Below are 21,617 nucleotides of genomic sequence, written 5' to 3' on the forward strand. Positions count from 1 at the left end.
CGGCATTCGGGTCGGTCGCAAACGAGTCGAGCGGTTGATGCGGTCGGCGGGGTTGCAAGGCGCATTCCTGCGGCGCAGGTGGCGGGTTCCGTCGACGCGACAGAATCCGCGAGCCACACCGGCACCGGATCTGGTCGAGCGCGACTTCACCGCCGCTGAACCGAACAGGCTGTGGGTGGCCGACGCCACACGTATCCCGACCGGTCAAGGCGTCTTCTGGCTAGCCGCGGTGCGGGATGCGTTCTCCAACCGGATCGTCGGATGGAAGACCTCGGACCGCTGCGACACCGATCTCGTGCTCGGTGCGCTCGAATACGCGGTCTGGTTACGCGATATCCGTGACGGTGAATTGATCCACCACAGCGACACCGCGACGCGGATCGGCGAGGTGTCGGGTTGTCGTGTCGGCGATATCGATACCGACCAGTGGATATGGACTCTCCGGCGCCAGACAACGCCGGGGCCGGGTGGGATGAAGGACAAACGCACGAAGGGCAAACGGTCTCGGCCCATTCCGGTGATCGAGGAGATCCGGCCGATTGTTCTGCGCCGCATCAACGCGGCGGCTGTTCGGGTTTCCGCGGATCCGGCATTGGGGGGATGCGACCGAGGAAGAACGGAGTGACGCGCTGCGGGACGCTCGGTTGTTCGTGGGGCCACGCGGTGGGCGAATAGCGACCGCGGTTCTTCGGGACGCTACGAACTGGGACACGGTAGTGACCCGGCTCGGCTTCGAGCACCTTCGTCGTCACGACCTACGGCACACAGGGCTCACCTGGCTCGCCGATGCTGGTGTCCCGCTGCATCGGCTGCAGCGCATCGCCGGCCACACCGACCCGCGAATCACGCAGCGCTACCTCCACCCCGATATCGAGGCCCTCCGCGACGACGGTCAAAAGCTGTCTCAGCACCTGCAGAGCGGCGATGGCCCCAAATTGGCCCCAACTCTCCGGATAGCCCAATAACGAAAAATCCCCTCCGGCCCAGGTCGGAGGGGATTTTTCTCTGTCGGGCTGACAGGATTTGAACCTGCGACCACTTGACCCCCAGTCAAGTGCGCTACCAAACTGCGCCACAGCCCGTTCGCGTCCGTCGTGCGGGCGCTCGAAGAGATTACCGCACGACCCGGTGAGGGAGCTAATCGCCTAGTCAGGACGTGGTGGGTGTCCGAATGGTTTCGTCAAGGAGATGGGGCTCAGGACATGTCAAGCGTGGGATGAGGTTGGATCGTAAGGATTGGGCCGTGGTAGCTGTGGGTGTTGTGAAGCTGCGTGTTCGCGGCGGTGTACCTGGCAGTAATGGAAGCCGCCGGGCTTCGGCCGACCGAATAGTAGACCGACAGCCGGACGATCCGGTGCCCCGGCGCTCGCGCAGCGAATGTCGGGGCACCTCGCTGTGGAACCGGAGTCGTCGTGGAATAAGCGGACCTGAGCAGGTGCATCGGTGGCGTGCAGACTGCGCCCGCTCGGTCGTGGAGGTCATGCCCGCCCACTGAACTGTGCCGATCGACACCAAGGGTGGCGCGCTGCCCACCCTTGGGTTTGCTGGAAGATCCCTGAGGTTCCTGGTTCCTGGTTCCTGGTTCCAGGGGCCTGTACGCCCGAGAGTTATAGCAGACACCGATGACTATCCCTACCGCGGAGGAACCAGGAATGCAGCCTAGTTACGTCCACCACGTCAGGCAGCAGGTTGCCTCGTACGGGGAAACCAGGTCGTACACCTACCTTCGGGAAGCAGGGCGTGGGCTCAGCGAAGAGACCGTCACCTACCGTGAGCTCGACCGTGACGCAGGGCTTTAGCCGCCTGGTTGGTGGGCCGTCCGGAATCGGCGGAGCCGGTCGTGCTCCTCTATATCGACGGAATGGCGTTCCTGCGGGCGTTTCTCGGCTGCCTGTACGCCGGCGTCGTGGGCGTCCCCGCGCCCGTGCCGCACGATGCCCGCAGTGCCCGGCGGGTAGCGGCGGTGGTGGCGGATTCCGGCGCCCGACTGGTGCTCACGACCACACACTTCCAGCCGCTCGTAGCGGCGGCTACGCCCGCGGTCGTAGCCGCAACCGACGGTCCGCTCGGTGACCCCGACGCGTGGCAGATGCCCGACATCGACTCAGGGACGATCGCGTTCCTCCAGTACACGTCGGGATCGACCGGGACACCGAAGGGCGTCGTCGTGACGCACGGCAATCTCATGCACAACGAGGCCGCCATCGCCGCCATCGGGATGAACGATGGCGGGATCGGCGTCAGTTGGATCCCGCACTTCCACGACATGGGCCTGATCGGCATGCTGCTCGGGGCGCTGTACTCCGGAGCGAATCTGGTGCTCATGGCGCCGACGACGTTCCTCGAGCGTCGACAACTACGGCGCAACCTTCACTACCGCACCGAATTTCGCGTACGACTTGATCACCGCGTCGGGTGACCGACGAGCAGGTGGCCGATCTCGATCTCAGCACCCTGGAGACCGCGTTGAGCGGCGCCCGAGCCGGTCCGCGAACGGACCATGGCGGCGGTGCTCGAGCGGTTCGCACCTGCGGGTTTGCGGCCGACGGCGTTTCTGCCTGCCTACGGCCTGGCGGAGGTGACGCTGCTCGCCAGCGCCGGATCGATTCCCTCGGCACCCGTCTACCTCGACGTCGGACGCGATGCCCGACTCGTCGGCTGCGGATACGCGGCCCGCGGTCTCGGCATCCGCATCGTCGACCCGCACACGCGGCAACAGCTACCGGAGAACACCGTCGGCGAGATCTGGATTCGCGGCGAGAGTGTCGCTGCCGGCTACTGGAACCGCGCCGACGAGACCCGCGAAATCTTCGATGCCCACATCGGTACCGAAGGGCCGTTCCTGCGCACCGGTGATCTCGGACTGCTGCGTGACCACGAGTTGTTCGTTGCTGGCCGCCTCAAGGATCTGTTGATCATCAATGGCCGCAACCTTTACCCCCAAGACATCGAGGAACTGGTGCGCGAGCTGCATCCGGCGTTCGCCGACAGTGCCGGTGTCGCCGTCTCGGTCGACGCGGGGGGCCGGGAGCGACTTGTCGTGTTGCAGGGTGTCAAGACGGCGCTGCAGGGCAACGCTACCCTCGCCCAGCTGACCTCGGCGATCAAGATCGCGGTCGCCCGCGGATTCGACGTGCCCGCGCCGAATGTCGTTCTAGTAGCGACGCGATCGGTGCACCGCACCACCAGCGGCAAGGTCCAACGCAGCTCGATGCGGGAGTCGTTCCTGCAGGGTCGCGTCGAAGGTGTCCTGCACGAAGATCTCGAACCGGCACTGAGCCGATCGATAACCGTCTGACCGACCTGTACCATCCGAGGAGCCGAACATGTTCAGCACAGCCGTCATCTGCCCGACGACGATCCAGGGATGGCTCGTGGACCGAGTCGCCGACTACACCGAACGTGCACCGCACCAGGTAGATCCGGCGGTCCCGCCCGCCGAGCTAGGCCTCGACTCCGTGTGTCGGCGTTGAACCTGTGCGGCGAGATCGAGGACCGGTGGTCGCTCGACATCGACCCGACGCTGGTCTTCGATTACCCCACCATCGTCGATATCGCCGGCTACCTCGCCGCTGAGTCCGCCCTCGCCGCATGACCGATATCGCCATCGTCGGCCTGGACTGCCGATTCCCGCAGGTAACCGATCCAGCTGCTGTGGCAGCTGCTGATCGACGGACGAGACGTCATTTCGGAGGTTCCGGCGAATCGGTGGAATGTCGACGACTTCCACGATCCGGCCGGTGCACCAGGCATGATCAACACCCGCAGTGGCGGGTTCATCGACGATGCGGATGCGTTCGACGCCGAGTTCTTCGGTATCACCCCCCGCGAGGCGGAGGCGATGGACCCGCAACAGCGGTTGCTGCTGCAAACCACCTGGCGTGCCTTCGAGGACGCCACGCTCGACCCGCGCGCCCAGTCCGGTTCGCGGACCGGAGTTTTCGTCGGCGTGATGGCCAACGAATGGGCCAATCTGCAGATGAGCGACTATGCCGCGATCACGCCGCAGCATGGCTCGGGCAACGGATACTTCATGACCGCCAACCGGCTTTCCTACCAATTCGACCTGAAGGGCCCGAGCATGGCGGTCGACGCCGCCTGGTCATCCTCGCTGGTCGCGATTCGCCTCGCGTGTGCGGCACTGGCTTCCGGCGAGTGCGACCAAGCCGTCGCCGGTGGCGTAAACCTCGTGCTGACCCCGGCTGTCGGTGTGTTCTATACCCAGGCGGGTCTCTCCGCGCCGGACGCCCGGTGCAAACCGTTCAGCGGCAACGCCGACGGAATCGTCCGCGGCGAGGGAGTCGCGGTGCTCGTGCTGCGGCGCCTGGCCGACGCGCAGGCCGCGGGCCTCCCGATCTATGCGGTGGTCAAGGGCAGCTCGGTCAACTCCGATGGGCGGAGCAACGGCATCACCGCACCGAACCGGTGGGCGCAGCAGCAGGTGATCGGCGAGGCGTGCGAGCGGGCCGGGGTACAGCCCGAGGACGTCGATTTCGTCGAGGCGCATGGCACCGGAACGGTGCTCGGCGACATGATCGAGGTCAAGGCACTCGGGCGGCTGCACGTGAACAACCGGGTGCGCCCCTGTGGAATCGGTTCCATCAAGGGCAATCTCGGCCACACCGAGGGCGCCGCGGGGGTTGCCGGTCTCATCAAGGTCGCCCTCAGCCTGCACCACGGTGTCGTTCCGCAGTCGAAGTTCGCCGACCAGGAGAACCCGCGGCTGCGGATGCGACAGCATGGTCTGCACCTGCTCGCGGAACCGATGCCGCTCGAGGGGCCGGCGCGCGGCGGTGTCAGTAGCTTCGGCATCGGCGGCACGAACGCACACATCGTGCTGGGCAGCGCCCCCGTGATCGAGACGCCCTCGGCGTCCGGTGTCGGCGTGCTCACGCTGTCGTCGAACACTGCGCAGGATTTACGGCGCAACGCCCTTCGGCTGGCCGAGGCGTTGGGGGAGGTGCCGCAGGATCGGTTCGCGCAGCTCTGCTGGACAAGCAACAGCGTCAAGTCGTCCGGCCGTCACCGGCTCGCGATCGTCTCAGCCGACCGCGACGATACGATCGCGCGCCTGCGCGACGGCGCCGAAGCCGTTGTCGCGCAACCGATCACTATCGTCTGGATGTTCACCGGCCAGGGCTCGCAATTCGCCGGAATGGCAGGAGCGTTGGACGCGGCGAGTCCATCGTTCCGGCGCGCCCTCGGGAGAATCGACCACACCATGGCGGGCCACCTCGGCCGTTCGGTGCGAGACCTGCTGCTCGACGGGAGCATCGACATCGTCCGCACCGAACTCGCGCAACCCGCGATCTTCGCGATGGAGTACGCACTCGCCGAGTCGCTCGCCGAGGCGGGCATCCGACCGGTATGGCTGATCGGACATAGCGTCGGGGAAATCGCGGCCGCGGCGGTCGCGGGGGTGTTCGACCCACACCGGCCAAGACGTACCAGAACCCCAGCTCGCAGCCGTGGCACCGGAGTACCGGATCTCGGACTTCGCCGAGGTGAAAGCGATCGCCGATCGGCTATCGGGTGCCGAGGCGCTCGGCCTGTCCAACCCGTACTTTCTGATCAACGACGGAGTCACCAGAGACACCTCGGTTATCGACGGGGCACCGGTACTCAACTTCGCCAGCTACAACTACCTGGGCATGTCCGGTCATCCGACGGTCGTAGCGGCCGTGCAGGACGCCGTCGCCCGCTACGGCAGCTCGTGCTCGGCCAGCCGGGTGCTCTCCGGCGAGAAGCCGGTGCACCGCGAGCTGGAGGCCGAACTTGCCGCTTTACTCGGCACCGACGATGCGATCGCACTCGTCGGTGGACACTCCACGAATGTCACGATCATCGGGCATATCGTCGGACCGGAAGACCTTGTCATCCACGACAGCCTGGCGCACGACAGCATCTTGCAGGGCTGCAAGCTTTCGGGCGCGACGCGTTGGCCGTTCCCGCACGACGACCATGCCGCACTCGACCGGCTGCTGAGCGAAATCCGCCACCAGTACCGCCGGGTCCTCATCCTCATCGAGGGCGTGTACAGCCAGGATGGTGATATCCCTCATTTGCCCGCGATCATCGCGGTCAAGAAGAAGCACAAGGCTCTGATGAGGATCGACGAGGCGCACAGCATCGGGGTGCTCGGCAGGAGCGGCGGCGGGATCGGCGAATTCTTCGGCGTCGACCGGCGCGACGTCGAATTGTGGTCCGGCACCATGTCGAAAGCGCTCGCCGGTTGTGGTGGCTACGTGGCGGGCAGTGCGGAGCTGATCCGCTTCTTGAAGTACACGACGCCCGGTTTCGTCTACAGCGTCGGCATGACACCGATGAATGCGGCGGCCTCCGCGGCGACGATTCGACAACTACGGGCGGACCGGGAGCCACTCGAACGTCTGCGGCACAACTCGCGGCTGTTTCTGCGGCTTGCCCGGGATGCCGGAATCGACACTGGCGACAGCAACGACACCCCGATCATCCCGTGCATCGTGGGCGACTCGCTGAAGACCCTGAAACTGTCCAACGCATTGCTGTGCCGCGGCATCAACGTCAACCCGATCCTGTACCCGGCGGTTCCAGAAGACCTTGCGCGCCTTCGGTTCTTCGTCACCGCCTGCCATACCGAGGACCAGATTCGCGATGCTGTCAAGGTCCTCGCCGAGGAACTCGCGCTGCTCGACAGGGGGTGTAGTAGCGCACCATGCAGAGCGGGCAGCCATCGCACTGCCCGCCCATGGCGGCCCATCGTGCTCGCGGCTGTCGGTCCGTGCGCGGTGCCTCACTCCGGTGGCTCGGGCGTGCGTACATCCTGGGGCACCGAGCCGCCGGCGATGTCGGCGGCGATCCCGAGTCGTTCCTCGTAATGGTCGGAAGGCGGCTTCGCCTGCGAAGGCTCGATCGGAGTGTCGGGCTCTTCCTCGGCCAGACGCTCGTCGAGTGGCCGCGGATGTCCTTCCTCCCAGGGCGTCATGCCGTACTTCGTTGCACCGGACCAGTGTTCGGGCGGATCCATTCCTCGCTCGAGTGGATCTTCGTGCAGTCGGTCCTCATCGAGGTCCTCGGCGCTGCTGAGCGCCGCCGGGTCGGTCTCGACGGAGTCGGGTAGCCCGGTGTCCTGAGGTGGGTCGTAAGTCTCATGCGGTTCGCTCATTGCTGCGTCCCTCTCGTATAGACGATTTCCAGTTGCACGGCACCAGCGCGAATTGCTTGTCTGCGAGGCAGGCAGCGGCGACCGCTAGTGCCGAACACCCGGGCGGCGAATGCCGCCTACCCGCAGGCAGTGGCTCGAAACCGATCACCGGAAGTAGCCAACGGCGGATTCCGCTCTCAGCGGGAACGATGGCGCCGAGGCGCGGAAATGCACCGACACCGTTCTTGCTGGCACCCGAGTCTTCGGGTTTCGGCCACTACCGGTCGGGTACCGCGGGTGCATCGGCAAAGCTGGTTGGCAGCGAGGAGGTCCTTGATGAGCGAGTCGGCAGACTGGAAGCGACAGTCCCCACATCGGCCCTGCCCCAGGGAGAGCTACGACGACATCGAGCCCTGGTTCGAGAAGTTGTCTGCCCTCGAAGCCGATGATTCGCATCGGCGACTGGTGCGCGACGAAATCATCGGGATGTGTCTGCCGCTGGCCGACCATATCGCGCATCGATTCAGTGGCCGCGGCGAGCCGGTGGATGACCTGCTCCAGAGTGCGCGGCTGGGGTTGGTACACGCCGTGGACCGCTTCGACGTCTCCCTGGGTGCGCCATTCCTGGGATTCGCGATTCCGACGATCATGGGCGAGGTCCGTCGCCATTTTCGAGACCACACGTGGGCGGTCCAGGTGCCGAGGCGAGCGAAAGAGATACAAGCACTGATCGGCCCGGCCACAGAACTGCTGACGCATCGGCTCGGACATGTGCCCACCGCTCGTGAGATCGCTGCCGAACTCGACCTCGGTCTTGACGAAGTCACCCGCGCGTTCATCGCGCGAAACGCTTACCAGGCGAACTCATTCGATGCGGTGTTCGGCGACGAGGAGGACGACACGCCGCCATCGATCCTCGACCGCCTCGGCGCCGACGAGCCGTGCTATCGGCTGATGGAAGATGCCATGGCGGTGCGGCCGTTGATCGAAGCGCTGCCCGACCGTGAACGCCGGGTGCTGATCTGGCGGTTCTTCGAGTCCAAGACCCAGTCTCAGATCGCGGCGTTGCTGGGTGTGTCGCAGATGCAGATTTCCCGCATCTTGTCGCGGACTCTGGCCATGCTGCGTCAGCAAGTCGCGGCGGAACCCGCGCGAAGGCCTACCGCAGTTGCCTGACCGGCTCGGCTGGGCCGAGCGGGAGTTCCCGCTCGGCCCCACACTCACGCAGTACCCGGGCCCACACCGCTGAACAGGTCCCTCAGGAGCAGGGACCGCGGCGCACCTACATATCCCTTGCCAGTCCGGGTTCGAGCCGATAGTCCCGTTCGAGTTCCTGCAGCAAGATCGCGCGGCGACGTCCCCCTCCGCGCGGCTCGATCTCTGCGTAGGGGACCGGACCGCGCCGGATCGCCGCGACTTGAATTGCCACGTCGTTGTTATCGAGACGGATGAGCTTCGCACCGCGCGTAATCATCATGGTGTGGAACCTCTCCACTGGTAGGGGTGTTCCCCGGCGCGACTACCCGGTCCAGTTGGCGTCAAACCGGGTTGGAAGGACGACGCCCCGGTGTACGGCTGGCTGTGTTTCGGCGCGATGAAACGGGTCATTCCGCACCCGCGAATCGGATTATCGCTTTCGTGCCCCGCGTGCCCTTCGGTCGCGGAAGGGAAGCATCGTAAAACGCGCACAGGAGGATCCCATGGTTTCACCGGATATGATCGCCCAACTCCGCCAGGACATCACCACCGCCGAGGACGCAGGAGACAAACCGACCGCCGATCGCCTTCGCGCTGAGTTGGCCACCGCGTTGCAAGCGGCTCGCGGCGGCGAACAGCTCGACGACCTCGACGAGCGATAACTCTTGGGCAGCGCCGCGCACACGAAGGATCACTCGTCGCCGCGATCCGTCGACGGCCGGAGCGCGGGGCCCCGGTGGCGATCTGCTCGATCGGACTGTCGACCTGGTTTGTGACCGGCGTGCCGCCCGCTCAGGCGACTGGCTCATTTCTTTGATGTGCGGTCAACAGCAGGTGGTCGAGTCGTGTCCGAAGTCCGATTTCGTCGCGGGCGACTGCGGGTAACTCGGCGATTACCCGCGCGGCGAGAGTTCGCAGTTTGGTGTTGGTGTCTTGGGAGCGCCATTTGAGTACGCGGAATGCTTGATCGGCGTTGATGCCATAGGCCAGCATGAGTGCTCCCTTGGCTTGCTCGATTACTTCCCGGGCTTCGACCAATTGCGGCAAGGTGTCATCGAGAGCTTCCCGGCGACACTCGGCGAGGGTGTCGGTCAGATCGATGTAGTAGCCCCAGGTGCCGATGACGTCACCGTTGTCGTCGATCATCCGATCGGAGACCACCATAACTTCGTGCACACGACCGCCGGCGTCGATGATGCGGTGCCGGCTGGAGAAGGGACCGCCGTCTTCGACCGAGGTGATCATCGCCTCCAACCGATCGCGATCCTCGGGATGCTTGTGCGAAAGCAGGAGCTCGGTGGTCGGCTCGACCGCATCGGGCTCATAACCGTGCAGGCGCGCGACCTCCGCGGACCACTCCCAGCGCTTGGTCGCGAAGCAGAATCGGAAGCTGCCGATGTCTTGCGGACTACCTACACCGATCGCACGCTCGAGTTCCACTACTTCGTCTGTCGAGAGATCGCCGCCGTGCGTCATGATCCCGAGTATTCACCCGTCGGACCGTACGGTTTGTCGCAATGCGACTTTTCGTGCTCTTTCGCGCGCGGTCGGCTGTCCTCGAGTTCGTCTCGAACGTGGCGGCGCGGGCGACTCGCCCGCGGCGCCGCCACGATGATCAGGGTCGGTGCGCCTGAGCCCACCCCTTCGGCCTCGCGCCAGCGGAGCGTGAACATCGCATGACCGGGTATTCGCCCGCCATGGCAACAATCGCTCCGCTTCCGCAGGATCGCGTCGGCGCGCCACTGCGTGCTGTGGTGACCGGATCCGACTCGGGCATCGGCGCGGCCACGGCCGTCGCCTTGGCAGGCGGCGGCGCCGATGTCGGCATCACCTTTCACTCCGACCGTCAGGGAGCCGACCGGACCGCCGAACAGGTACGCGACCAAGGCGTCACGGCAGCAGTGCGTCGTCTTGACCTCGGCGACCTGCCAACCGCGGCGTCTGTGATCGACGAACTGGCCGAAGAACTCGGTGGCATCGACGTGCTGGTGAATTGCGCGGGCACCGGCTCGGCGCAGAAAGCTATGGACATGGATTTCGACACCTGGCGCCACGTACTATCGGTCGACCTCGACGGGGCATTCGTGTGCTGCCAACGCGCCGCGAAACACATGATCGCCGCGGGAAAAGGCGGCCGCATCATCAATATCACCAGCGTCCACGAGCATGCTCCACGTGTTGGCTCCGCGCCGTATTGCGCGGCCAAAGCCGGGCTCGGCGCACTGACCAAAGTGCTCGCCCTGGAACTTGCCGAGCACGACATCACAGTAAATTCTGTCGCCCCTGGTGAGATCTCGACTCCGATGACCGGCCAAGAGGACGTCGATCCGCGAGCGCAACGGCGTCCCGGTCTTCCCTTGGGCCGCCCAGGCCATGCCAAGGAGGTTGCCGCGGTCGTCGCTTTCCTGACCACGCCGGCGGCGGGTTACGTGACCGGCGCGTCGTATGTGGTGGATGGAGGGATGCTCTTGATGGGGCCGCAGGCGAGCACCCTGCTCACCGACGAGGAATGGCGGCAGCCGTAGTGGCATTCACGGCCCACGCTCGAGGGTTCGCTCGCGGGACCTGCCGACGATAGCGATTCGTCCCGCATGGATGATCGCGGCTGCGGTTACAGCATGGGAGTCTTTTACCGACCGATACGTTTGTTGTGTATTTCCGGTGGTACTCGCCGTACGTATCGGGCCGACAGCGCGGTCGTACCGCCCGGAACCGCGAGGGACCTGCGCTGCTCGACGAGCCGCCGAAATCGGCGGCGACGCGTCGCGTCCGACCGGCACCCACGAACACGAGGGTCCTCCGCGATATCTGCTCCACCGCAGAGGAACGGCATCATGATCGAGAACCCGAGTGTGCGTACCGCCGATCAGGAACGAGAGCCCGTGGTCTGGCCCGATCCGAGCCCACTCAGCTCGTGGTGGGCCGACGTCATGGCCCACCGGTCCGCCTCGGACCCGAACATCGATTGCCGGCCCGATGCAGAACTGGCCACTGACAGCAGCCGAGATCGGCACCCTCGGTCGGCTCGGCCCGATCACAACCTCCGGCGCCGCACGGAGTTGGCTGATTCACCAGGTGACGCTGAGTGGCGCACGCTGCCAGCGATGCAGACCCCGATCCGTGATCGGTAGGCTGGGCTGCGCACGGTGAGTGAAACGTGTTCTAGAAAGTGGGCCGATGAAGTCGATCTTCGCGCTGTGGGGCGTCCGTGACCTCCTGACGGCCGACCTGGCGCGGCGGCTCCCAGGTGCCGAGGCGGTACAGGTGAACGTCTCAGACGCGGCGGTCGAAAACGCGATGCTGCGTATCACGACGTTCGATTCGCCGGTCCAGGCCGTCGTCGGAGTCTGGTGGGCCGCGGATCCGCAGCCGGCCGCGTCGGCCGACGTGCTCGGCACCCTCGCCGAGCGGGTGGTGGGCTGGCACGTCGAGGAGGTGACGCCGATCGTTCCGCCGGTCGTCGCTCCGCTGGTGCGTTCGCCGGGTCTGGCGAACATCGCCTTCCTGCGGAAACCGGAGGACCTGTCGCACGCCGAGTGGCTGGACCGTTGGCGCACCCACCACACTCCGATCGCCATCGAAACCCAGGCGACGTTCGGCTACGTGCAAAACCTCGTCACCGGGCCGGCCACGAACGACGCCCCCGTTATCGCGGGCATCGTGGAGGAGCTGTTTCCGATCGAGGCGCTCACCGATCCGCATGCGTTCTACGGCAGCGGCGGTGACGACGCGGAGCTGGTGCGCCGGATCAGCCTGCTGATGACGAGCGTGGCCACCTTCGGCGGCGACCGGAACCTGGATCTCGTGCCCACCAGTCGATATCGGCTGCACTGACGGTCAGCGCTCCGCCGAGTTCCGCAGCGCGAACCAGGGCCCGCACGGCGTGGGATGATTTCCGGTGCCGCGCCGACAGGCGAGACGGGTTCGTCCCCGAGGCGGCAGCGGGCCCGCGGGGCCTTTGACGAATTCTCGGCATGAAGAACCGTAAACAGCTGCTGCGAAGACCACGGAGGTGCAACGCTGAAGCGGTGACACAACCTCCGGATACTCGGGCGGCTCGGCCTGACCCGTCGGCCGACACATTGGACGCGGCCGTCTTCAAGGTGGCAGGCGTAGTCGTGCTCGGCGCGATCATGTCCATCCTCGACATCACCGTCGTCAGCGTTGCGATCCCCACCTTCCAGCGCGAGTTCGACACGAGCTACGCCATCGCGGCGTGGACGATGACGGGCTACACGCTCGCGTTGGCCAGCGTGATCCCGCTGACCGGCTGGGCCGCCGACCGTTTCGGCACCAAACGCCTGTACATCATGGCGTTGACCTTCTTCGTGCTCGGCTCGGTGCTGTGCAGCACGGCGTGGAACATCGAGTCGCTCATCGCGTTTCGCGTGATACAGGGCATCGGCGGCGGCATGCTCATGCCGCTCGGCATGACCATCATGACGCACGCGGCAGGCCCGCAACGGGTCGGCCGGGTGATGGCGGTGCTGGGTGTTCCGATGCTGCTCGGCCCGATCGGCGGCCCCATCCTGGGCGGCTGGTTGATCGAGAACTTCAGCTGGCACTGGATCTTCCTGATCAACGTGCCGATCGGCGCGGTCGCGCTGCTGCTCGCGGTCATCGTGCTCCCCGCCGACAAACCAGAGCCGTCGGAGTCGTTCGACTTCCTCGGAATGCTGCTGGCCTCGCCCGGTCTCGCACTGTTCCTGTTCGGTGTCTCCTCCATCCCCGGCGAGGGGACGGTCCTGGCGATGAAGGTACTGATTCCCGCGATCATCGGCGTGCTGCTCATGATCGCGTTCGTGTTCCACGCGCTGCGCACCGAGCATCCGCTGATCGATCTGCACCTGTTCCGCAACCACGCACTGACCTTCGCGGTGCTCACCATGGTGCTGTTCGCGGTCGCGTTCTTCGGCGCGGGGCTGCTGCTGCCGACCTATCTGCAGCAGGTGCGGGGTGAATCGGCGCTGCAGGCCGGTCTGCTGATCGCGCCGCAGGGCTTGGGTGCGATGCTGACCATGCCGATCGCCGGCCGACTGGTCGACAAGATCGGTCCCGGCAAGATCGTGATCTTCGGTATAGCGCTGATCGCGATCGGCACGGCCTACTTCGTGCAGCTCGACGCGGACAGCTCCTACGTCTTCCTGCTCACCGCCCTGTTCGTCATGGGGCTAGGTATGGGCTGCACCATGATGCCGATCATGACCGCCGCGATCCAGACCCTGACCCATCAGCAGGTCGCCCGTGGTTCGACACTGATGAATATCGTCAACCAGACCGCGGGGTCGATCGGGACCGCGACGATGTCGGTCGTGCTGACCAACCTGCTGAACAACGAGCCGCTCGCCCGCCCGGCGGTCGCGGCCAACTTCGACCCCTCACTGGCGAGCCAGCTGCCGCCGGGTGCGGTCGAGGCGGGTCTGCAGCAGGCCGCGCAGGCGTTCAGTCACACCTACGTGGTGGCATTGGTTCTGATCGTGCTCACCTTGGTCCCCGCATCCTTTCTGCCGCGGACCAAGCCGAAGAACCAGGAGACCGCCGACGCGGCGAGTGCGGTACACGTGTAGTTCGGTGGTGTCCCGGGATCGCCACCTATGCGGTAATCTCGGGACGTCGCCGTCCGCCGGGCTTCCCGGCCATACGGACGCGGCAATTGGCCGCAACGACGATTTTCGGGCGCGAGGCCGTCTCAGCTCGGAAGGTGCCGTCGATGGCGTAAAGGCGGGCGGTTTCGGCCGCATATCGTCCCGGGGATCAGGAACATGCCTCGTCCAGGAAGCTCAGGACGAGCGGGCTGGCGAGGGCGCGGAATTCGTCGAAGTACGCGTGCCTGGCGCCGGGGATGAGGTGTAGTCGGGCGCCGGGGATACGTTCGGCCAGCAGGGGAGCATTCGCGGTCGGATTGAACCTGTCTTCGGTGCCGTGCACTACCAGCGTGGGAATTCGGATATCCGGCAACGCATCCCAGGCGTCGTGCTTGTTGCTGGCGTAGAGGTGCCTGCGTCTCGCGTAGGCGGGCATGGTGGGATCGCCGAGCGTATTACACGGTCCGGACATGGTCGCCAGCCATGCCGGGCTGTACATCAGTTCCCGCAGAGCCTGTCTCGCGGCGAACGGATCCGGCTGCGCCAGCGACCTCCTGATCTCAGGGCCGCGCTCGACGCTGTGCCTGCCTCCGGGGGAAGTGCAGCCGAGCACCAGGGTGTGCACCCGATCCGGTTGGCGGGCCGCGAGCCATTGGGCCACACGTCCGCCCATGGATGTGCCGTAGACGGCCGCTCGATCGACGCCGATCTCGTCGAGCACCGCGACGACATCCTCGGCGAATTCCTTTGTGCTGTATACCTCGTCGGGTTTGTCGCTGTCCCCGGTGCCGCGCCAGTCGAGCGTGATCGTGCGGTGCTCGGCCTGGAAGTCATCGCGAATGCCATCCCACCAGTGGTGGTTGTTGGCCTGCCCGGCGAGCAGGACCAGCGGTTTGCCCGCGCCCGCGATGTGATAGGCGAGGCGAGCCCCGTCGGAAGCCTTGGCGTATGGCACGGTATGCGCAGTCCTTTCCGTGGGTCAGCCGGCCCGGAGGCCGTCGAGCACGAAATCCAGGCATCGACGCCATGCGATGGGGCCGGTGGCCTCGCCGAGCAGCGCTAGCGCCCATAGGAGGTTGACGATGTCCTCGTCGCTCGCGTCGGCCCGCACGGCGTCCGCCTTCCTGGCGCGTTCGAGAACTGTGGACAGCTGCGACATGCCACGATGACACGCCTCGACCAGCTGGGCCGCCGCGGGATGGTCGCCGGTCAACGCCTCGAGCAGTCCGCGATCGGCGGTCAGCCGGTCGAGTAGATCGCCCACGAACCCGGTGAACGCCGCCCACGCGTCCGGTTCGGTCGCCGCTCGCGCGGCGATCTGGTCCAACGCCGCCACCCGCGGCGGGATCAGCGCGTCGATCAGCGTGTCGCGAGTCGGGAAATGGTTGTACAGCGTTCCGATGCTGACCCCTGCGCGCCGCGCGACCTCTTCCAGCGAGCCGTCGAGGCCCTGCTCGGTGAACACGTCGGCCGCCTCCCGCAACAGCTTCTCGCGATTGCGTGCCGCGTCCCGGCGCAGCGGTCTGGTCATGGCGACATTCTACAAAATCTGAGGGCGGCCTCGAATTCGTGCTACCGTCAGAAGTCGAGGGTACCCTCAAATTAAAGGAGAATAATGTCGAACAGCAGAACGGCCCTGATCATCGGCGTCGGACCCGGCCTCGGAATGTCGATGGCACGGCGCTTCGGTCGCGAAGGCTTCCGCGTAGCGCTCGTCTCGCGCAGCGATACCAGGCACGACACGTATCTCGCGGATCTCGCGTCCCGCGGTATCGACGCCAGCGCTCACGTAGCCGACGTCACCGACCGGTCACGCCTGAATGCGATACTCGGCGAGATCCGCCGCGACGGCGACGTCGCCGTGGCCTACTACGGCCCCGGCCCGGCTCAGCAGCCCGTGCCGATCACCGAAATAGACATCGCTACAGCGCAATCCGCATTCGACTGGGTCTGGCCCGCAGTCGAAGTGGTGCGCGCCGTCCTGCCCGGCATGCTCGACCGCGGTGACGGCGCATTGCTTTTCGCGGGCGGCCTGTCCAGCGTCCGCCCGATGCCGATGCTCGGGCATCTCGCCCTGGCGACCGCAGCCCTGCGCAATTACGCTCTCACCCTCAACGCGGCCCTGGCCGAGGGCAATGTCTACGCGGGCACCCTCACTGTCGGCGGGCTTGTCGAACGCGGCGACATCCACGCCATGGTTACCGCCGACCCGGCCCGCTTCGGAAGCCCCGAAGGCCACACCCTGGACCCCGATCGCCTGGCCGACACCGCCTGGGACATGTACCGCGATCGCGACCGTGCCGAGGAAGTCTTCGACGCCTTCGCCGGATCGTGAGGCGCTCGGGCAGCGATTGCGCGAGATCCGGCAGGGCGCCGGGCTCATCGACCGCCAGCTCGCGGAATCCGTGGGCCGGCACCAGATCCGAAGTCTTGTTAATGGCCACGCCGAATGCACAGATCGGATCTCTGATCTCATGGCCGCTCTCAGGAAATACAGCCGGCAGCGCATCCTCGCTCGTGGCGGTCGGTGACGACGCGGTATGAATAATCGGGCGGGTGGATCGGCTCTCGCGGTGACATGCATGCCGCACCAGCGGATCTCGGGGTAGGAACTCAGGCGTACAGGGCGACGAATCGGTCGAGGGAGCGTTCGATGTCACCTTTGACCGCGCGGGCGACGCCGGAGCCGATCGGGCCGAACAGTGGCTTGCCGCCGAGTTCGATGTCGACGGTGACTTCGGAGCCCGAGCCTTTCGGGGCGACGAGCAGTTGCAGGCCCAGTTTGGTGCCACCCTTACCCGCGCCGGTCAGTCGCAGGCGGCGCGGCGGTTCGGCGGCCTGGACAGTCCACGACACCCGATTGCGCAGGCCCTTCACGGAGGCGATGCCGACCAGTTGCGTGCCGACGGTCAGTTCGGCGGGGACGGGACCGCGCCACGCTTCGTGCATGGTCAGCCATTTGTCGAGTTCGGCGAGGTTGGAGGTGTGCGACCAGGCATCCTCGGGGGAGATCGGGACGTCGACGGAGACCCTCAGCTTTGCCATGAGCGCATGGTATCCGGTACCGGCGGTCTTCCGATGTGAGGGCGGAGGGGTGTGGTTGTGCCGAGAAGAGGAGTCGGCCGACGGTATTCGAGTGATAGGTCCAACGCGATGGACATCTCGTCGGGCACCTGAGGAGGTAATCGAATCCATACGCCGTCAAGACTCGTTGATAGATCAGTAAACGCCCATTCTGCCTGGGAATTCCCAGTGTCGAGGACGTCGGCGCCTGCGGGCTCGCCACCATCTCGGTCGGTGCCCATCCGCGATACTGGCTCTCGCGGAGCGAACGGTGATCGGATTCCATTGCAACCCAACATTATTGCGCATCCATGCTGCGACCTGCGGCATCGCTCGTCCCGGTTCGGGAAAGCGTAAAAGTGTCGGTGGGGATGGGGAGAGACTTCGTTGAAATACTGCTAATGTGCGAATGGTCGGGTTCTGGTAACCGTTCGGACACGGTCCGTACGGTCGGCGATTCAACGCGTAATCGCCTGCCCCGCGGGCACTGTGCGATAGGCGCGGTGAGTGCCGAAGCGGAGCTCCGGTCCTCCGACACGGACGCGACCGACCCGGTCAGTCCATGGTCGGCAGGTGAGGAAGGCGAGCGAAGCAGGATGGCAGAGAGCCGATTCCTCGAGACAAGTCAACGACGAAAGAACTGATGAATCAAGATATCGCCGTGGTGCTTTCATGGGTGCTCGCCGCCGCTCTGGTGATTGCCGTAGCGGGGGCGTTATACGCAGTGCAATATGCCAACGGACAGCGAGACCGGGTCGAGGCTCTAACCAGGGAACAGCGCGCAACGGAGGACACGCTGGAGCGGTTCGCCGCCACCACGCTACCCGCGGTGGCCGACTCGATCCGCCGGTTCGAGTCGCAGGTGCCTCCGGTCGAAGTGCAGGCGGGCATGGAGAATTCCCGGCTCGCACAGTGTCTGCGCTGGATCTCCGAGCGGTACGCCGACGATCTGAGCCTGATGCGCTCGGAGACCAGAGAGCAGACCAACAACGAAGCGCACCAGGCGATCAAAGCCGCCGAGGAGGCCGCGCGCACGGAGGTGTCGGCAGCGTCGCGCCAGGCGACCAGCGCCGCGGTCCGCTCGTTCGGCACCTCCGTGGTCAGCCTCGGCGCGGACGTCAGCCAGGTGGTGAGCGCCGCGTTGCGCGAACACCGCGACGACGAGGTCTACGCGACGCTCACCCGCATCGACCACACCATCCAGCAGATGATCCGCCAAGCGCAGGCGTTCGTGATCGTGTGCGGTGGCCTGCCCGGTCGGCGGTGGCCACAGCAATCGCTGACCGACGTCGTCGGCGGCGCAACCGGCCGCGTTCGGGATTACCTGCGCGTGCGCTCCGGCCAGCTGGATCGGATCGTCATCAGCCGGGCCGTGGAACCGCTCGTACACACGTTGGCCACTCTGCTCGACAACGCGCTGCGCTATTCTCCGCCGATGTCTTTCGTGGATGTCAGCTTCCAGGAGGGGCACCACGGCGTCACCGTCATCATCGATGACGCGGGCGTGCGGATGAACGCCGAGCAAATGGAAGATGCGCGGCAGGTGCTCGCGAACGAGCGACCGGTCGACATCCACCAGCTCGGTCCCGCGCCCAAGGTGGGATTTCCCGGTATCGCCGCCCTGGCCCGCCGCTACGGTTTCACCGTGTACATCGACGGTCCCAACGTCTACGGCGGCATGCGCGCGATGGTGTACATCCCCGAGTCCCTGCTGGTCGCTCCGCAGAATGTCGAACAGTCTGTCGAAGCCAGCAGTCCCGCACAGCCTGAGCCTGAGCCGGTACCTGTGCTGGCCGGAGTGAACGAGCAGCCGAGGGAGGATGAGCGGTCCACCGTGCACGAGATTACCAGCGGCGGCCTACCCAAGCGGCGGCGCCGAACTGTGACGTCGGTGTCCGAATCGGCACCGGGTGGCCCGCGCACCGAAACCGGACTCGCCCGCCCCGATATCGCGGCCGCGTGGCAGAGCGGCTCCCAGAGCGGCCGTGCTGCCGCAACCGATCACACCGAAGGGATGACATCCTGATGAGCACACCGGTGACCGACAGCAGCAACAAACTGGGCTGGCTACTCGAGGACCTCAGTATTCCCGGTGTCCGGTTCTCGGTCCTGCTGTCGGAGGACGGTCTGCGGATCGCGCATTCGAGCGGCATCAGCAAGGACGATGCCGAGCGGTTCGCCGCGGCGGCCTCGGGACTGCGGTCGCTCGGCAAGGCGCTCGGTGAGTTCTGCGGCGGCGCGAACAACGGTGTACGGCAGAACATGACCGAGTACGACCAGGGGATGATCCTCATCACCGCAGCGGGTGAGGGTGCGTTACTCGGCGTCGCCACCACCACCGATATCGACGTGGGTCTCGTCGCGCATCGGATGAACGAGCTTGCCTCGCGGGTCGGGCGCGAGCTCGGCAGCCAGCCCCGCAGGAGGCCCGACGGCAGCGAAGTGTCATGACGAGGTCCCGGCGTGATCCCGATCTGGTGCGCGCCTACGTGCGCACCGGGGGACGTTCGCGTCCCACTCGCGAACTGGATCTGGTCACCTTGGCCGTCGCCGCCAAGGATCCGGCGGCCGGTGCGAGCCCCGACGCCCGCCGGGTCCTGACGCTGTGCCGCAGTGCCCTGTCGATCGCCGAGATCGCTGCCTATCTCGACCTGCCGCCGTCCGTCGTGAAGATCATCGTGGCCGACCTCCTCGACAGCGACCATATGGTCATCCCAACCCCGGCCGAAAACCTGCCGGAGATCGCCCTGCTGGAGGAGGTACTCAATGGGCTCCGTGCTCTCGCGGTCTGATAACGCCGTCGATTACGTGCCCGATACCGTGGTCCGGTCGGTGAAGCTGCTTGTCGCAGGCAACTTCGGTGTCGGAAAGACCACGTTCGTCAACAGCGTCTCGGAGATCAGGCCGCTCCGCACCGAGGAGACCATCACCGAGGCCAGCGTTGGCGTCGACGACATGGCCGGTTTGACCGGCAAATCGGAGACCACCGTCGCCATGGACTTCGGCCGCATCACGCTCAGCCCGCAACTGGCGCTCTACCTGTTCGGCACGCCCGGACAGAAGCGCTTCGTCCCGCTGTGGGAGGAGTTGGCCCGCGGTGCGCTCGGCGCGCTGGTACTGGTCGACACCCGGCGTATCGAGAAGTCGGACGAGGTTCTGTCGGTGCTCGAGCAACGTGGCGTGCCGTATTCCGTCGCCGTCAACCAGTTCGAGGGTGCCAGGCGTTACGCCCTCGAGGAAGTACGCGACGCGCTCGACCTGGAACCCGACACACCGCTGACCTCGCTCGACGCACGTGACCGAGGTACGTGTCTGCGCTCGCTGATCACTCTCGTCGAATTCCTGTTCCATCGTCTGGAGTCAACTCATTGACCACGCCGCAGTCCCCACCGGTCGTGCCGCGCGACAACACGACCGGAACGTGTCCCGTCGCGCACGGCTCGCCGATCGACAACGATGGCCCCAGAGTTCTGCTGTATACCCCTGAGTTCGCCGCCGATCCGCATCGCGCGTATCACGAGATGCGCCAGCAGCACGGTTCGCTGGTCTCGATGGAGTTGGCGCCAGATGTCCCTGCGACATTGGTGATCGGATACCACACTGCGCTGCGAATCCTCAACGATCCCGAGCATTTTCCGGTGGATCCGCGTCGATGGCAGCAGAACATCCCCGACGACTCACCCATCAAGCCGATGATGCAGTGGTACCCGAATGCGCTGCGCAACAGCGGAGATGCGCATATTCGCTATCGGCAGGCATACACCGTGAGCATCGACGGAATCGATCTGCACGAACTCCATTCCAAGGTCGAGAAGATCGCCATCCCGCTGATCAATACCTTCTGCGCGGATGGTTCGGCGGACCTGGTGACTCAATACGCGTTCCCACTCGTCTTCGAGATCCTCAACCAAATGGTCGGCTGCACGGCGGAACTGGGGCAGCGGGTCGCGACCGGCATGGCCGCGCTCTTCGATACGGTCAATGCCGCCTGGGGTATGCAGACGCTCAGCGAGGCGCTGATGGAGCTGGTCGAACTCCGCCGCGCAGAGCCCGGCGACGACGTCACCTCGCGGCTGGCGCATCACCCGGCCGAACTCGACGACGCGGAGATGCTTTCTCAGCTGATCAGCTTCTACGGTGCGGGTATCGAGCCGCAGCAGAATTTGATCACCAATACCCTGCTGCTGATGCTCACCGACAAACGGTTCGGTGGCGACGTCCTCGGTGGGAGCTTGTCGACCCGCGACGCCCTCGACGAGGTGCTGTTCGATGACCCGCCGCTGGCGAACTACTGTATGACCTATCCGCGGCAGCCGATCCTGATCGAGAACACCTGGCTACCCGCCCACCAACCGATCGTCGTCAGTATGACCGGTTGCAACAACGATCCCGCGATCCGGGGCGGGGACTATACCGGTAATCGCTCGCATCTGGCGTGGGGCGCCGGGCCGCACGCCTGCCCGGCCAAGTCTGTGGCGTACCTGATCGTGCAGGACGCTATCGATCAGCTGCTCGATGCCATCCCCGAGATGCAGCTGGCCGTGCCGACGGACGAGTTGGTCTGGCGGCCCGGTCCATTCCACCGGGCCATGGCCGCATTACCGGTCGTTTTCCCGAAGTCCCCGCCATTGAACGTGCCGTAAAGGAGT

At 65.6% G+C, this 21,617-nt stretch carries 22 protein-coding genes, 1 tRNA gene and 2 pseudogenes; 18 read left to right on the forward strand and 7 right to left on the reverse strand.

Annotated elements, in window-relative coordinates; genetic code table 11:
- A partial coding sequence (locus AB0H00_RS30915) for a DDE-type integrase/transposase/recombinase (protein ID WP_357273268.1) occupies nucleotides 1-625 on the forward strand: 625 nt, incomplete at its 5' end.
- Between the two features lie 25 nt (nucleotides 626-650).
- The gene (locus tag AB0H00_RS30920) at nucleotides 651-965 is read left to right on the forward strand and encodes a tyrosine-type recombinase/integrase (protein WP_357273270.1); all 315 of its coding nucleotides are present in this window, start codon (nucleotides 651-653) and stop codon (nucleotides 963-965) included.
- Between the two features lie 43 nt (nucleotides 966-1,008).
- On the opposite strand, the gene AB0H00_RS30925 is transcribed toward AB0H00_RS30920, so the two are convergent.
- Nucleotides 1,009-1,082, reverse strand: a tRNA-Pro gene (locus AB0H00_RS30925).
- Nucleotides 1,083-1,840: 758 nt separating this feature from the next.
- On the opposite strand from AB0H00_RS30925, the pseudogene AB0H00_RS30930 reads away from it, so the two are divergent.
- The 5 genes and pseudogenes from AB0H00_RS30930 to AB0H00_RS30950 all read left to right on the forward strand — a co-directional run bounded on the left by AB0H00_RS30930 (nucleotide 1,841) and on the right by AB0H00_RS30950 (nucleotide 6,857).
- Nucleotides 1,841-3,298 (forward strand): annotated as a pseudogene (locus AB0H00_RS30930) (AMP-binding protein).
- Nucleotides 3,299-3,326: 28 nt separating this feature from the next.
- On the forward strand, nucleotides 3,327-3,473 hold the full coding sequence (locus AB0H00_RS30935) for a hypothetical protein (protein ID WP_357273272.1): 147 nt from the start codon (nucleotides 3,327-3,329) through the stop codon (nucleotides 3,471-3,473).
- Nucleotides 3,461-3,595, forward strand: coding sequence for an acyl carrier protein (locus AB0H00_RS30940; RefSeq protein ID WP_357273273.1), 135 nt, complete (start codon nucleotides 3,461-3,463; stop codon nucleotides 3,593-3,595). The genes AB0H00_RS30935 and AB0H00_RS30940 overlap by 13 nt, the downstream gene beginning before the upstream one ends.
- A 90-nt stretch (nucleotides 3,596-3,685) precedes the next feature.
- A pseudogene (locus AB0H00_RS30945) lies at nucleotides 3,686-5,362 on the forward strand (type I polyketide synthase); the annotation flags it as partial.
- A 289-nt stretch (nucleotides 5,363-5,651) separates the two neighbouring features.
- Nucleotides 5,652-6,857: an aminotransferase class I/II-fold pyridoxal phosphate-dependent enzyme gene (locus AB0H00_RS30950; protein WP_357273328.1), complete on the forward strand. Its 1,206-nt coding sequence runs from the start codon at nucleotides 5,652-5,654 to the stop codon at nucleotides 6,855-6,857.
- On the opposite strand, the gene AB0H00_RS30955 is transcribed toward AB0H00_RS30950, so the two are convergent.
- Complete coding sequence (locus tag AB0H00_RS30955; protein WP_357273276.1) at nucleotides 6,773-7,144, reverse strand: hypothetical protein; 372 nt, start codon at nucleotides 7,142-7,144, stop codon at nucleotides 6,773-6,775. The genes AB0H00_RS30950 and AB0H00_RS30955 overlap by 85 nt on opposite strands.
- 315 nt (nucleotides 7,145-7,459) lie before the next feature.
- On the opposite strand from AB0H00_RS30955, the gene AB0H00_RS30960 reads away from it, so the two are divergent.
- Nucleotides 7,460-8,299 (forward strand): RNA polymerase sigma factor SigF, encoded by an 840-nt coding sequence (locus AB0H00_RS30960; RefSeq protein WP_357273278.1) that lies wholly within the window; start codon nucleotides 7,460-7,462, stop codon nucleotides 8,297-8,299.
- 106 nt (nucleotides 8,300-8,405) lie between these two features.
- Here AB0H00_RS30960 and AB0H00_RS30965 read toward each other — a convergent pair whose 3' ends face one another.
- The gene (locus AB0H00_RS30965) at nucleotides 8,406-8,600 is read right to left on the reverse strand and encodes a hypothetical protein (protein ID WP_327115101.1); all 195 of its coding nucleotides are present in this window, start codon (nucleotides 8,598-8,600) and stop codon (nucleotides 8,406-8,408) included.
- 223 nt (nucleotides 8,601-8,823) lie between these two features.
- On the opposite strand from AB0H00_RS30965, the gene AB0H00_RS30970 reads away from it, so the two are divergent.
- Nucleotides 8,824-8,982 carry a hypothetical protein gene (locus tag AB0H00_RS30970; RefSeq protein ID WP_357273280.1) on the forward strand — a complete coding sequence of 53 codons (159 nt, stop codon included), beginning with the start codon at nucleotides 8,824-8,826 and terminating at the stop codon, nucleotides 8,980-8,982.
- A gap of 130 nt (nucleotides 8,983-9,112) precedes the next feature.
- On the opposite strand, the gene AB0H00_RS30975 is transcribed toward AB0H00_RS30970, so the two are convergent.
- Entirely contained in the window at nucleotides 9,113-9,796 is a 684-nt protein-coding gene (locus AB0H00_RS30975) for a PAS and ANTAR domain-containing protein (RefSeq protein WP_357273282.1), read from the reverse strand.
- Nucleotides 9,797-10,017: 221 nt separating this feature from the next.
- On the opposite strand from AB0H00_RS30975, the gene AB0H00_RS30980 reads away from it, so the two are divergent.
- The 3 genes from AB0H00_RS30980 to AB0H00_RS30990 all read left to right on the forward strand — a co-directional run bounded on the left by AB0H00_RS30980 (nucleotide 10,018) and on the right by AB0H00_RS30990 (nucleotide 13,887).
- Nucleotides 10,018-10,845, forward strand: a complete 828-nt coding sequence (locus tag AB0H00_RS30980; protein WP_357273285.1) for an SDR family oxidoreductase — start codon at nucleotides 10,018-10,020, stop codon at nucleotides 10,843-10,845.
- Between the two features lie 652 nt (nucleotides 10,846-11,497).
- Nucleotides 11,498-12,154, forward strand: coding sequence for a hypothetical protein (locus AB0H00_RS30985; protein ID WP_357273287.1), 657 nt, complete (start codon nucleotides 11,498-11,500; stop codon nucleotides 12,152-12,154).
- Nucleotides 12,155-12,348: 194 nt separating this feature from the next.
- Nucleotides 12,349-13,887, forward strand: a complete 1,539-nt coding sequence (locus AB0H00_RS30990) for a DHA2 family efflux MFS transporter permease subunit (RefSeq protein WP_357273289.1) — start codon at nucleotides 12,349-12,351, stop codon at nucleotides 13,885-13,887.
- 187 nt (nucleotides 13,888-14,074) lie between these two features.
- On the opposite strand, the gene AB0H00_RS30995 is transcribed toward AB0H00_RS30990, so the two are convergent.
- Together AB0H00_RS30995 and AB0H00_RS31000 are read right to left on the reverse strand one after the other, a co-directional pair.
- Entirely contained in the window at nucleotides 14,075-14,860 is a 786-nt protein-coding gene (locus AB0H00_RS30995; RefSeq protein WP_357273291.1) for an alpha/beta fold hydrolase, read from the reverse strand.
- 24 nt (nucleotides 14,861-14,884) lie between these two features.
- A complete protein-coding gene (locus AB0H00_RS31000; protein ID WP_357273293.1) occupies nucleotides 14,885-15,436 on the reverse strand; it encodes a helix-turn-helix domain-containing protein in 552 nt (183 codons plus the stop codon).
- 84 nt (nucleotides 15,437-15,520) lie between these two features.
- On the opposite strand from AB0H00_RS31000, the gene AB0H00_RS31005 reads away from it, so the two are divergent.
- Nucleotides 15,521-16,240 (forward strand): SDR family NAD(P)-dependent oxidoreductase, encoded by a 720-nt coding sequence (locus tag AB0H00_RS31005; RefSeq protein ID WP_357273296.1) that lies wholly within the window; start codon nucleotides 15,521-15,523, stop codon nucleotides 16,238-16,240.
- 278 nt (nucleotides 16,241-16,518) lie between these two features.
- Here AB0H00_RS31005 and AB0H00_RS31010 read toward each other — a convergent pair whose 3' ends face one another.
- Complete coding sequence (locus AB0H00_RS31010) at nucleotides 16,519-16,950, reverse strand: SRPBCC family protein (RefSeq protein ID WP_357273298.1); 432 nt, start codon at nucleotides 16,948-16,950, stop codon at nucleotides 16,519-16,521.
- Between the two features lie 661 nt (nucleotides 16,951-17,611).
- Between AB0H00_RS31010 and AB0H00_RS31015 the strand changes: the two genes are divergently transcribed.
- Genes AB0H00_RS31015 through AB0H00_RS31035 form a run of 5 tightly spaced genes read left to right on the forward strand, consistent with a single transcriptional unit; the run spans nucleotide 17,612 to nucleotide 21,611 of the window.
- Entirely contained in the window at nucleotides 17,612-18,994 is a 1,383-nt protein-coding gene (locus AB0H00_RS31015) for a sensor histidine kinase (RefSeq protein WP_357273300.1), read from the forward strand.
- A complete protein-coding gene (locus AB0H00_RS31020) occupies nucleotides 18,994-19,419 on the forward strand; it encodes a roadblock/LC7 domain-containing protein (RefSeq protein ID WP_357273302.1) in 426 nt (141 codons plus the stop codon). Before AB0H00_RS31015 ends, AB0H00_RS31020 begins: the two co-directional genes overlap by 1 nt.
- On the forward strand, nucleotides 19,416-19,760 hold the full coding sequence (locus tag AB0H00_RS31025; protein WP_357273304.1) for a DUF742 domain-containing protein: 345 nt from the start codon (nucleotides 19,416-19,418) through the stop codon (nucleotides 19,758-19,760). The genes AB0H00_RS31020 and AB0H00_RS31025 overlap by 4 nt, the downstream gene beginning before the upstream one ends.
- Nucleotides 19,735-20,340: an ATP/GTP-binding protein gene (locus AB0H00_RS31030; protein ID WP_357273307.1), complete on the forward strand. Its 606-nt coding sequence runs from the start codon at nucleotides 19,735-19,737 to the stop codon at nucleotides 20,338-20,340. The genes AB0H00_RS31025 and AB0H00_RS31030 overlap by 26 nt, the downstream gene beginning before the upstream one ends.
- Nucleotides 20,337-21,611, forward strand: a complete 1,275-nt coding sequence (locus AB0H00_RS31035) for a cytochrome P450 (RefSeq protein ID WP_357273309.1) — start codon at nucleotides 20,337-20,339, stop codon at nucleotides 21,609-21,611. Before AB0H00_RS31030 ends, AB0H00_RS31035 begins: the two co-directional genes overlap by 4 nt.
- Nucleotides 21,612-21,617 lie beyond the last annotated feature (6 nt).

Source organism: Nocardia sp. NPDC023852 (assembly GCF_040639505.1).
Taxonomy (GTDB): domain Bacteria; phylum Actinomycetota; class Actinomycetes; order Mycobacteriales; family Mycobacteriaceae; genus Nocardia.

Coding starts and splice junctions, on each gene's coding strand:
- AB0H00_RS30935 (WP_357273272.1), top strand. CDS start 3,327: ATGTTCAGCACAGCCGTCATCTGCCCGACGACGATCCAGGGATGGCTC.
- AB0H00_RS30950 (WP_357273328.1), top strand. CDS start 5,652: ATGTCCGGTCATCCGACGGTCGTAGCGGCCGTGCAGGACGCCGTCGCC.
- AB0H00_RS30955 (WP_357273276.1), bottom strand. CDS start 7,144: ATGAGCGAACCGCATGAGACTTACGACCCACCTCAGGACACCGGGCTA.
- AB0H00_RS30960 (WP_357273278.1), top strand. CDS start 7,460: ATGAGCGAGTCGGCAGACTGGAAGCGACAGTCCCCACATCGGCCCTGC.
- AB0H00_RS30965 (WP_327115101.1), bottom strand. CDS start 8,600: ATGATGATTACGCGCGGTGCGAAGCTCATCCGTCTCGATAACAACGAC.
- AB0H00_RS30970 (WP_357273280.1), top strand. CDS start 8,824: ATGGTTTCACCGGATATGATCGCCCAACTCCGCCAGGACATCACCACC.
- AB0H00_RS30975 (WP_357273282.1), bottom strand. CDS start 9,796: ATGACGCACGGCGGCGATCTCTCGACAGACGAAGTAGTGGAACTCGAG.
- AB0H00_RS30980 (WP_357273285.1), top strand. CDS start 10,018: ATGGCAACAATCGCTCCGCTTCCGCAGGATCGCGTCGGCGCGCCACTG.
- AB0H00_RS30985 (WP_357273287.1), top strand. CDS start 11,498: ATGAAGTCGATCTTCGCGCTGTGGGGCGTCCGTGACCTCCTGACGGCC.
- AB0H00_RS31000 (WP_357273293.1), bottom strand. CDS start 15,436: ATGACCAGACCGCTGCGCCGGGACGCGGCACGCAATCGCGAGAAGCTG.
- AB0H00_RS31005 (WP_357273296.1), top strand. CDS start 15,521: ATGTCGAACAGCAGAACGGCCCTGATCATCGGCGTCGGACCCGGCCTC.
- AB0H00_RS31010 (WP_357273298.1), bottom strand. CDS start 16,950: ATGGCAAAGCTGAGGGTCTCCGTCGACGTCCCGATCTCCCCCGAGGAT.
- AB0H00_RS31015 (WP_357273300.1), top strand. CDS start 17,612: ATGAATCAAGATATCGCCGTGGTGCTTTCATGGGTGCTCGCCGCCGCT.
- AB0H00_RS31020 (WP_357273302.1), top strand. CDS start 18,994: ATGAGCACACCGGTGACCGACAGCAGCAACAAACTGGGCTGGCTACTC.
- AB0H00_RS31025 (WP_357273304.1), top strand. CDS start 19,416: ATGACGAGGTCCCGGCGTGATCCCGATCTGGTGCGCGCCTACGTGCGC.
- AB0H00_RS31030 (WP_357273307.1), top strand. CDS start 19,735: ATGGGCTCCGTGCTCTCGCGGTCTGATAACGCCGTCGATTACGTGCCC.